Consider the following 594-nt stretch of genomic DNA (forward strand, 5'->3'; position numbering starts at 1 on the left):
ACGAAACCACGGGCAAGCCCTATGCCATCCTGCGTATCGCCTCGGACCGCCGCTATCGGGATCAGGAGGGCAACCGGCTCACCGACTTCATCTCCATCAAGGTGCGCGGCCCCCTGGCCGAGTTCTGTGCCGCCTATGCCTGGAAGGGCTGCAAGCTGGCCGCCTCCGGCGACTTCGAGACCATCACTTTTTCTGACGATCCCACCCGCCAGCCCGGCTTTCTGATCAAGGCTACGGAGGTGGAGCTCCTCTCCCCCCGTCGGGCAGAGGATGCAACCGCTGCCGGGCAGAACCAGGGCGAGTGTGAGGCCGCCTGATGAAGAACACTGGGATCATTTACAGCAGCACAGAGCGCACCCCTGTCGTGCTGCCTGAGATGGCCGAGCTGCTCCCGCCTTTGAGCGAGGAGCAGCTCGGTGCGCTGGAGGCGGATCTCCTGAAAAATGGGTGCTATACCTCCATCATCGTCAATGAGGATCTGGTCGTCATTGACGGGCATAACCGAAAATCCCTGTGCGACAAGCACGGCCTGCCCTATCAGATGCTGGTGTTCGCCTTTGACGATCTGCTGGAGGCCAAGCAGTGGGCGCTGGA

The 594-nt window shown here is 61.8% G+C and carries 1 protein-coding gene and 1 pseudogene; both read left to right on the forward strand.

Annotated elements, in window-relative coordinates; all coding sequences use genetic code 11:
• Positions 1-317: single-stranded DNA-binding protein (locus B5F88_RS20000; RefSeq protein WP_087937095.1), on the forward strand; the 317-nt coding region annotated here is incomplete at its 5' end.
• Positions 317-594: pseudogene (locus tag B5F88_RS20005) on the forward strand (hypothetical protein); the annotation flags it as partial. The gene B5F88_RS20000 and the pseudogene B5F88_RS20005, both read left to right, overlap by 1 nt.

This window comes from Flavonifractor sp. An306, assembly GCF_002159455.1.
In the GTDB taxonomy this organism is placed as follows: Bacteria; Bacillota; Clostridia; order Oscillospirales; family Oscillospiraceae; genus Flavonifractor.